This is a genomic window from Pseudoalteromonas aurantia (assembly GCF_005886875.1).
Lineage (GTDB): Bacteria > Pseudomonadota > Gammaproteobacteria > Enterobacterales > Alteromonadaceae > Pseudoalteromonas > Pseudoalteromonas aurantia_A.
The window spans coordinates 1-10,558 of the sequence record NZ_PNBY01000109.1 but is presented as its reverse complement, the minus strand read 5'-3'; the positions used below and the strand labels follow the sequence as shown (position 1 = coordinate 10,558).

The 10,558-nt window shown below is 40.9% G+C and carries 4 protein-coding genes; 3 read left to right on the top strand and 1 reads right to left on the bottom strand.

The features are described 5' to 3' along the window. A partial coding sequence (locus tag CWC18_RS18160; protein WP_138675840.1) for a non-ribosomal peptide synthetase occupies positions 1-6,417 on the bottom strand: 6,417 nt, incomplete at its 3' end. A gap of 781 nt (positions 6,418-7,198) precedes the next feature. Between CWC18_RS18160 and CWC18_RS18155 the strand changes: the two genes are divergently transcribed. From CWC18_RS18155 to ntrC, 3 genes are all read left to right on the top strand, one after another. Continuing rightward, positions 7,199-7,702, top strand: coding sequence for a DUF4124 domain-containing protein (locus CWC18_RS18155; RefSeq protein WP_138593515.1), 504 nt, complete (start codon positions 7,199-7,201; stop codon positions 7,700-7,702). Between the two features lie 105 nt (positions 7,703-7,807). After that, the gene (gene glnL, locus CWC18_RS18150) at positions 7,808-8,863 is read left to right on the top strand and encodes a nitrogen regulation protein NR(II) (RefSeq protein WP_138593516.1); all 1,056 of its coding nucleotides are present in this window, start codon (positions 7,808-7,810) and stop codon (positions 8,861-8,863) included. A gap of 22 nt (positions 8,864-8,885) precedes the next feature. Then, positions 8,886-10,280 (top strand): nitrogen regulation protein NR(I), encoded by a 1,395-nt coding sequence (gene ntrC, locus CWC18_RS18145; protein ID WP_138593517.1) that lies wholly within the window; start codon positions 8,886-8,888, stop codon positions 10,278-10,280. Positions 10,281-10,558: the final 278 nt, after the last annotated feature.

Here is a 10,558-nt window from a genome sequence, read left to right as displayed (position 1 = left end):
AACACCCAACGAAGCTGCAAATGCTTTAACTAATGTCGCCTCACTCTCAGATACAGGCACATCAAAGCGTGAAATACTAGACTTGCTTTCACTAATGGCGTGACCTGGGATATCAACAGGCTCTATATCAGCAACAATGTTATGCCAAAAATTCTTTGCAAGATCGCTATTCAGCTCGCTCTGCTCTAATGCGATATATTCACGGTAACATGTATCTATATCTGGCAAATCTGCCTGTTGACCCGCTAATGATGCTTCATACAACGAGACCAAATCGGACATCAGTACTGAAACACTCCAACCATCTAACAAGGCATGATGAAAACTAAATCCAAAAATAAATGCGTTTTCATCATGCACAAATACCTTCGTGCGGAAGACGCCCACTGATTGCCAATTAAGACCCATCGCCTTTTCGTTTGCGAACCATTCGTCTAATGATTGCTGACGTGCTTCCGTTGACCAACCCAATTGATCTTGCGTATCAAATGATGAATTAACCTGTCCGTAAACAAGTTGTAGTGGCTCTGAATATTCACCAATATTGAATGCTGTTCTTAATATTTCATGGCGTTCAATCAAGGCTATGAATGCTTGTTTGAATGCTTCTGCTTGATAAGGCATCCGAATCGTATGAGTCATTATGTCGTGATAAGCCGACTCTTCACGTTCACGATCTGAGTGATATAGCATTCCCAATTGAGTCTGTGACACAGGGTAGGCATCTATAACCTCTCTCGGTAAGCTCAATTTATCTTCTGGTTGGAGTAATGAAAATGCAGTACTGCTGGCGGTAATGGCTGAGCTAGTCTCACCCGAAGAAATGATCGCAGCCAAGCATGAGATCGTTTTGCTATGCATCAAATCCATTAGGCTAAATTCGATACCCTGCGCTTTCGCTTTTGCTGAAACTTGAATACTCAAGATTGAGTCACCGCCTAACTCAAAGTAACTATCTTGAACACCAACCCTATCAACCTTGAGCACTTGCTGCCAAATATCACACAACTGCACCTCTAACTCAGTTGATGGCGCAACATAAGCATCATTACCGCCCATTGTTGGCTTTGGCAGTGCCGCTCGATTCAACTTGCCATTACTAGTTAATGGTACTGTATCGATTTGTACAATGTGTGCAGGTAGCATATAACTTGGTAGTAACTTACTAAGCGTTACTTGGATTTCATTGGTATCGACACTTATACTATCTGAAACGATATAAGCGAGAATACGAGCATGGCCTCCCTCCGCTTCAGTCACTACAATAGCCTGCTTGATATTTACTTGACCGAGTAACGCAGCTTCAATCTCTCCAAGTTCGATACGATAGCCTCGTACCTTAATCTGATTATCATTTCGCCCTAAGTATTCTATTTCTCCATTATCTATCCAACGTACAACATCACCGGTTTTATACATACGCTCATGACCAAGCGCTTTCATTTGCTTATCGGCAAATGGGTTCTCAATAAATCGCTCTGCTGTTAATTTCTCTCTATTTAGGTAACCTCGCGCTAAACCTGCACCGCCAATGTATAACTCCCCTGGTACGCCAGGCGCAACAAGCTCTAAGTGTTCATTCAGTATGTACGCTTGCATATCAGGAAGCACACGGCCTATTGTTGAAAGTTCAGAAGCATTTGCAACATTAAGTTGATGATAAGTCGTGTGAACAGTTGTCTCAGTGATCCCATACATATTTACAAATTGAGGTTGAGTATCACCATAGTGTGACCACCAGCCTTGCAAGCTAGCTGGGTTCAATTTGTCTCCACCAAATATCACATAACGTAAAGCAGGTAACTGTGCTCGCTCCGCTAATGCTGCTGCAGAGAAGCCTTGGAATGCACCTGGTGTTTGGTTTAAAACCGTAATTGATTCCTGCTGGCACAGTTTAACCACTTGCGGAAAGTCTCGCACAACCTCTGACTGTGGTATCACTAATCTCCCACCGTGAAGTAATGCTCCCCACATTTCCCATACGCTAAAGTCAAATGTATAGGCATGGTAGAGTAGCCAAACATCTTGCTCTGAGAAACGATATTCTTGTTCGGTTGCAGAAAACAGGCGCATTACATTCTGGTGCGTTTGCAACACACCTTTAGGCATACCCGTAGTCCCCGAAGTATAAATAACATATGCTAAATCATTGACGTTATAAGAGAGTGATAAGTCGTATTCAGGCTGAGTTGATAGTGCATGTGCGTCATCACACACGACCAATTCACATTGGTAATCACTATTGAATATAATTCCTTCTACTTGATCTTGGTGTGCATCATTAGTGATCACAAGCTTTGCTGCTGTATCTTCAAAAATATGTACGACTCGAGATTCAGGCACATCTGTGTTAATCGGTACATATGCCCCACCAGCTTTAAGTACAGCAAGGGTGCTTATTATTTGGTCTACCCCACTTTCTAAATAGAGTAATACCAAGCTTTCCCGCGGCATTTCTTTAGCGAACTCATTCTCGAAACGTGCCCGAAGTAAATGCGCAAGTCGATTTGCACGACAGTTCAGCTCTTCATAAGTTATAGATTCATTAGATGTCGTCAACGCGACTGCATTAGGTGATCTCTGAGCTTGCAATTCGACTGTTTGATGGATCCCACGCGCGATACCATAATTAATATGTTCTCGGTGCCACTGATTAGTTATATTATTTAAGTCCTCAGGGATTACTAACTGATGCGTTAACGCTGACCGCTCAGCGGTAAATTGGCAACTTGCTTCTGGATTAGCGAGTAAAGCTGAAATTTGCGCATTATAAATACTTGCAAATCGCGCTCTATCTTCTTGGTTGTATTTACTGGCATCGGCTTCAATAACAAAATAAGCTCTTGAGTTATCAGGTAGTAACCCAGCTTGAATCGTCATTGTAAAATTCGAAGATTCATGATCTAACGCAAGTAGGTCATCCTCATCGCTGAGTGGTTGAGCGAATGCACCTCGCTGAACTAAATACTGTCCATTTTGTTGTTTCTTTTCATAATTTCTAAAGTGAGTAAAATTAAATAGGACATCAAATAACTCAGCCCCTCTCAAGTCACTCTTCATCGCAGCTAATGGATAACGGCGATGCTTTAATAATTCATACTCTTGGCGCGCGACTTGCGTGATCAACTCTTTCCAGCTAACATCCGAAACAGTCGTTCTAAATGCCAACGTATTGATAAACATACCAACTATTTTATCACCATCTAATGCTTCAGGTCGGCCATTGGTCACCAAGCCAGTTATCACATCGCGCTTACCAGACAATAAGCTCATAGCTCTTAAATGCACAGCCATAAACACGGTTTTCAACGTTACGCCAAGCTCACGCGCAATTAGTGACAGTGATTGAGTTTTTCCTGGATCAAGTTCGACGGAAATACGTTCAGTACCACAACCATGAGCCACTCCCAATGGCATGATTTCTGTTTTATCGGCATCTTCAAGTTTATTAATCCAATAATCTCTCGAAGAGGCGCTAGTGAGTGCTTGCTGCTCTAGTTCTATATAATCTTGATAGCTGCATGCAAGCTGGCGATTGAACTGTTCTAAGCCTTGCGCTGGATCGAGTAACAAAGCCAGATCTGATATTAGGTTGGAAGCACTCCATCCATCCAAAATAGCATGATGGAAGCTTAAACCAAGTACAAAGCTATCATCATTAAACACGAACACTTTAACTCTAAATAACCCAGCTCGCTGCCACTCGAAATCTCTCACAATCTCTTGCTCAACCCACTGTTGATGCAGATTTCTTTGTTGCTCAACATCTCTTTTTTCGACCGCTATTTCAACTTCAGGCACAATCTCATCATAAACAAGCTGCATTGCGGTTTCGTATTGATTTATGTCAAACGCAGAACGTAGAATTTCATGTTTTTCGATTACCATTTCTAGCGCTGCAGTAAAATCACGCTCAATAAATGGTAAGTTAATTGTGTGACTTAAAACATCATGGTAAATACCTGAACCTTGCTCAATATCACTGTGATAAAGCATACCAACTTGTGCTTGAGCAGCAGGATAAATCGCACTGACCCCCTCAGGTAATGGCAGCTCTTTATAATTTACAGCTACATTGCTATGCTCAATGTCTTCATCAGCTAATAAATCGGAATCATAAGTATTCGCTAGTTCTTTGAGCTTGCTATATTCAAACATATCGGCAACGGAAAAATTAAAACCCTCCAGCTCTGCTAATCCTGCAACTTGCACACACAGTAACGAATCGCCACCTAAGTCGAAAAAATCATCCTCTTCATTAATATAATCAAGGCCTAAAACGCTTTGCCAAATTTTTCTTAATGTATCTATAGGCTCAATATGCTCTACAGTCGTTACACTACCTAAATGATTTGCCAACGTTTTAATTGTAGGATTATCGAATATTTCACCAATCTCTATCTTAAAACCGTGCACTTCAGCTAGACCCGCAACCTGAATACAAAGGATGGAGTCACCACCTAACTGGAAAAAATCATCTTCAATAGAGATATTTTCGACACTCAATACTTCCTTCCAAATATCTTTGAGCGCCGCAACTAAATCATCTTCGTTTCGCTTATCATTTACCGATTCTGTAATAGGTTGCTTAGCCGACAAATACTGAGCCAAACGTTCAATGGTTGGATTATCAAAAATAACTCCAATGTCAATTTGATACCCTTGCTGTTCAGCTAAACCTGCAACCTGTATACACAGTATTGAATCTCCACCTAGCTCAAAGAAATTATCTTTGATACCCACTGTCTCAAGTCCTAATACTTCTTGCCAAATATTGATCAGATCAGACTCAGTATTGAGGTGTAAATCATTCTGTTTTTCTAGGAAAGCAGCTGGTTTTTCATCCAACATGGCTATTAGAGATTTCTTATCAACCTTACCGTTGATAGTAGTTGGCCATTCACTTACTTTTTGAAAAAAGTGCGGGAACATATACTTAGGTAAAGAGTGCTGAATTTGAGTTTTAATATCCACAACCTCGTGGCTATCAGAACAATAGAAAGCCACAAGTTGTTTTTGAACTTGATTCTCTCTCACAACCACACAGCATTGAGTGACGTCGGCGAGGTTATTGATTGCATTTTCAATCTCACCTAATTCTATCCGAAAACCACGAACCTTAACTTGATCATCAATTCGCCCAAGATAAACAATACGACCATCAGCTAGACATTTAACCTTGTCTCCTGTCGCATACAGCTTTTCACCTGTGCCTAAAGATATAAACTTAGCATCCGTAGTGGTTTGATCGTTCATGTAACCAAGCGCTAATCCTAAACCACCAATGAACAACTGTCCGGATTCACCCACACTTACTTCATTGAGGTTCTCATCAAGAATATATGTACAGGTATTATCCAATGCATAACCGATCGGAAATGTGCCATCTGCTTGCTCTGTATCACTCTTGGTCCATTGATTTACAGCATAGTAAGTACTAAATGTTGTTGCCTCAGTAGGCCCATATCCATTGATCAGTGTTTGGTTACCATCCAATGCTAAAAAACGCGATACACGTTCAGGAGAAATGACTTCACCACCTACCACTAATAACCTCAGACTAGATAAAACTTTTACGTCTTGATCTGCCACTATATGGAACAGAGTACCTGTCAACCAAAGTACTGAAATGTCATTATTAGCAATATCTTCCGCTAACGTGCGTATACTCACTCTATCTTGGGTTGATAAAACGAGCGTTGCACCTCGCAATAACGCTCCCCAAATTTCATATATAGATGCATCAAAAACGATATTTGCTTGATGTAGAACGATATCATTCGGGTAAATGGCTAACTCATTATTTTGCTGCACAAGGCGTAAGATAGCCTGATCGGGTACAATTACCCCCTTAGGCTGGCCAGTAGAACCTGACGTAAATATGGTGTACGCAGGGGACTTTGGCGATCTAGCTGGTAATGGAGACTCGATAGGAGCTGACAAAGAATGTGTGAATCGTTCTAGTGGGATTGTTTTAATCGAACCAAATTTGATGTCAGTATCACTGATAATCAGCTGAATATCACTTGTTTGACACATTGAAGTCAAACGTTCCTGAGGATAATCCTTATCTAATGGAACATATACCCCTCCAGCTTTTAGAATAGCGAGCGCTAGGCAAATTTGTTCAATTGAGCGAGTCAGACAAATACCAACTGATTGCCCACTGCATATCCCTTCGCGAACTAAGGCTTGCGCCATATTATCGCTCAATGTCGCAAGAGCATGATAAGTTATAGTATGACGTTTATCACTCGACTGAATCGCAACCTTTTCTGAATAGAGTGATGCAATATGATCAAACGCGTCAATAACAGAGTCATTTGCTAAATCAAAATCAGTACCCATATTTGTGTTAGCAGATACCGCATTTGCAGGAGAGTTATTATTTATATTTGTTCCGTTATCACTTTTCATGATAATTGAATCCTTTTCCTAATTTAATATTTTCAAAACCATCAAAAAGACCAAAAAAATCAATCAAGGATGGTAAAGCCAACTAAACACGGTTGTTTATAACCGAGTACTCACAATGAACTTCTAAATAAATTCAATAAGATTCAGGAACCACTAAAACCAGACAAAGGAAAAGAACCAGCTAAACACATCTTAAGAAGTTCTTAATCAACCGTTAAAAGCGCAATTTACTTATTGTCTGCAGGTAAATGATTCATTGGTTCATAGAGTAAGGAGATTCAAGGGGAACAAAAACCTGTAATAGATGACAGCAACACTTAAGGCACTGATATAAAACAACTTAGCATATTATACCTGTTACTTTTTACTGGGTATAAGTCGCTTAACACCCCGCCACAACAGGTATTACATAGCAAAATAGATAGGGGATTTTAGGAACAGGGTATGTAATTACACTGATAAAAGAATTACTCGGAGAACTAGCACTTGTGCCGAACAAGCTCAGAGTGAATCGGAACGCAAGCAATATCACCACTGAGCATAAAACCCATAAGAAGCCGGTTGATCATTCATTGCCTCATAAAAACAATGGTCTCTAATATGTAAAAACTGCGTTAGACCAATATTATGAACTGGTTTAAAGGAGCGTAAAGATCATGAAAGTCACTCTCCCTTTTCAATCAAGTCTATTTTCAAGCCTGTGCAGTCAGGGTTTTTTATGGAAAATAAAAGTGCAAAGGTCTAAAGTAAGGGGTATATTTTTGACTTAGGCTAAAGGTACATGCGTCTAATTATAATGTGTTGTTTATTATTTATAAGCTGTGTTAGCATCGCAGACTCAAAGGTATATCGTTGGAAAGACGATAATGGCAATTGGGTATTTTCAGATGTGCCACATAAAGGTGCACAAGAAATACAGCTTAATAAGTCTATGACTATGCCCGCAATTGATACCAAAATACTTAATACCCAAAGCCTGCAGCAAGGCATTAGCTACACCGCAAATATTACCTCTCCAAATAACGAGCAAACTCTCAGAGAAAATACAGGAACTATCTATGTCACCGGTCAGATCGAGCCAAGCTTTACTAACGGATTAAAAGTACAGTTAACCCTAAATGGAAAAGCAACGGGGCCTATGCAGACCAGTACTACATTTGTACTCAATAATGTGCCAAGGGGAGAGCACAATTTAGTCCTCAAACTTTACAATGCGCAGGGAAAAACACTAGCCCAAAGCGACTCTACTACTTTCTTTCTTCACCGCAAAAGCGTTGGAAACTAAAAAGCAAGTATGCCCGATTCGATAGGCAACTAGGAAAAAAAATCATAACAGTGCTATGCTGGTTACGCACCAATATGGTGCAATTATAATTATAGGCGAACCACTATGGTACACTCTGCGGAAAGTTTACTTCCGACCCTTTGGCATAATTTATCGGCGGCTGTTTTAGTTCTTGATGAAAAGTTTATAATTCATTACGCGAATAACAGCTGCAGTGAATTATTTGGTTTAGGGATAAAACGCTTAATCGGGCAACCATTGAGTGCCGCATTTAGTCATCACCATATTAATATTGAACGGATCAATCAATATGTGTTGCTTGATGGTGTAGATTGCCAGCAGCATAGAGTAGACGTGGTTTTCATCGATAATCGCGCTGCAACTTTAAACCTGCATACGCGGCGTATTCAACATCAAAATATCACCTACATTTTAATGGAGTGCCGCAGGATTGATGACGAAGTACGCTTTGATCAAGCGTCAAATCAATTGCATCAATACCACGCAGCCCGAACTTTAATACGTGGCTTAGCACATGAAATTAAAAACCCACTAGGTGGTATTCGAGGTGCGGCGCAATTATTGCAATACGAAGGGTGCCAAAGTGAACGGGATCAATGTGCAGAGCTTATCATTGAACAAGCTGACAGATTAACAGAGCTAGTAGACCGATTGCTAGGGCCAAACCAGCTGTTACATAAAACGCCTTGTAATATCCATCAAACTTTAGAATCGGTGATTAAACTGAGTATGTTAGATAATGAACACAATATAAAAGTAGTCAAAGACTATGATCCAAGCATACCAGATATACCAATCGATCAAGCCAAAATTCAACAAGTGGTGTTGAACATTGTTCGTAATGCTCAACAAGCTTTGTTAACAGGTGGAAAAATTACCCTCACTACGCGTATCAAGCATCGCCTGCGACGTGGTGAACGATTAATGAAAAAAGCGCTCCTTATCCAAATTACCGATAATGGACCGGGTATCGCAGATGAGCTTAAAGAGACACTCTTTTTTCCAATGATCACAAATAAAGACGGCGGTTCAGGGTTGGGGCTATCTATTGCTCAAACTTTGATTGAACAACACGAAGGTATGATTGATTGCGACAGCTGGCAAGGGCACACCGAATTTAATATTTACTTACCGTTTTAATTAAGCGGATATGGAGCACTATATGAAAACAGCATGGTTAGTTGACGATGATGCCTCTATTCGATTTGTTCTCGATAAAGCACTGTCTCGTGCAGGATTTAGCACCGAAAGCTTTTCAAATGGCCAAGACGTACTGACCGCCCTTTCTTATAGTCAGCCATCAGTACTGATCTCAGACGTACGTATGCCAGGACTAGATGGAATGGTCCTACTCGAAGAGGTTACTCAAAACTATCCAAATATGCCTGTCATTATTATGACCGCCCATTCTGATTTAGATTCAGCCGTCAACGCTTTTCAAAAGGGGGCGTTTGAATACCTAGCCAAACCTTTTGATTTAAATGACGCAACTGATTTAGTAGAACGCGCATATCAAGCGAATGCACAAGCTAAAAAAACGAAGCGAACACACAGCTCAAAAGATAAGCCTGATATTATTGGTGAAGCGCCAGCGATGCAGGAAGTCTTTCGTGCTATCGGTAAGCTATCAATGTCCAGCATGAGTGTATTAATTAATGGGGAGTCAGGCACAGGTAAAGAATTAGTCGCAGGGGCTCTGCATAATCATAGCCCCCGTAAAGACAATACCTTCATCGCCTTAAATATGGCAGCGATACCAAAAGACCTCGTAGAGTCGGAACTCTTTGGCCACGAAAAAGGCGCGTTCACTGGTGCAGATAGCATGCGTAGAGGACGTTTCGAACAAGCCAATGGTGGTACACTATTTTTAGATGAAATAGGTGATATGCCATTAGATGTGCAAACCAGGTTATTGCGGGTATTAGCCGACGGAGAGTTTTACCGCGTCGGCGGCCACCAAAGTGTCAGCGTTGATGTACGAATTATTGCTGCCACTCACCAGAACTTAGAGGAGCTTGTAAAACAAGGCCAGTTTCGTGAAGACTTATTTCATCGCCTTAATGTGGTCCGATTACGATTACCCGCTCTAAAAGAAAGACCTGAAGATATCGAAGCACTGGCGCATCATTTTTTATCCGCCAGCGCTGCAGAACTGCGAGTTGAAACAAAAACACTGACAGCAGATTCAATAAAAGCAATGCAACTCTACCATTGGCCGGGAAATGTTCGCCAATTACAAAATACGTGCCGCTGGCTAACCGTTATGGCGCCAAGTCAAACGGTGAACCCTCAAGAATTGCCTGAAGAATTATCTCAGATACCTAATTCACAAGCCCCTGAAGGCGATTGGTTAGATGCATTTCAAAACTGGCTCAACCAAGAACTTAAGCAAGGGAAAGAAAATATTTGGCCGGATGTTCAGGCACAATTAGAAAGTCGTTTGATAAAAACTGCACTTATAGCCTGTAATGGCCATAAACAAGATGCAGCATTAAAAATTGGCTGGGGTCGGAATACGCTCACACGAAAATTGAAGGAGCGAGATATCCAAGACTGATGCCACAGTCATAAAACTTGCTGACTTCTGCTGTAATTATAAAGCTGTTATACCTTTAATGGATACTAACCTTTGTCAGGAAAGCAAAGGGATGAGCGTAATCAAGACCCCGCCTCTAAATAGAAACCCCGTCTCCCTGAACTGGTTTCAGGGTCCATGGCTTTTCACTGCCTTTTCATCCCAAATTCCTTTTTCTAAACCTTAAAAAGCAAAAAACCCGTCGCATCTCTGCAACGGGTTTCTCTAATTTAATGCCTGGCAATGTTCTACTTTCACAT

What these genes read in the sequence shown, in the direction of transcription:
- ntrC (WP_138593517.1), top strand. Translation starts at nt 8,886, where the DNA reads ATGAAAACAGCATGGTTAGTTGACGATGATGCCTCTATTCGATTTGTT.
- glnL (WP_138593516.1), top strand. Translation starts at nt 7,808, where the DNA reads ATGGTACACTCTGCGGAAAGTTTACTTCCGACCCTTTGGCATAATTTA.
- CWC18_RS18155 (WP_138593515.1), top strand. Translation starts at nt 7,199, where the DNA reads ATGCGTCTAATTATAATGTGTTGTTTATTATTTATAAGCTGTGTTAGC.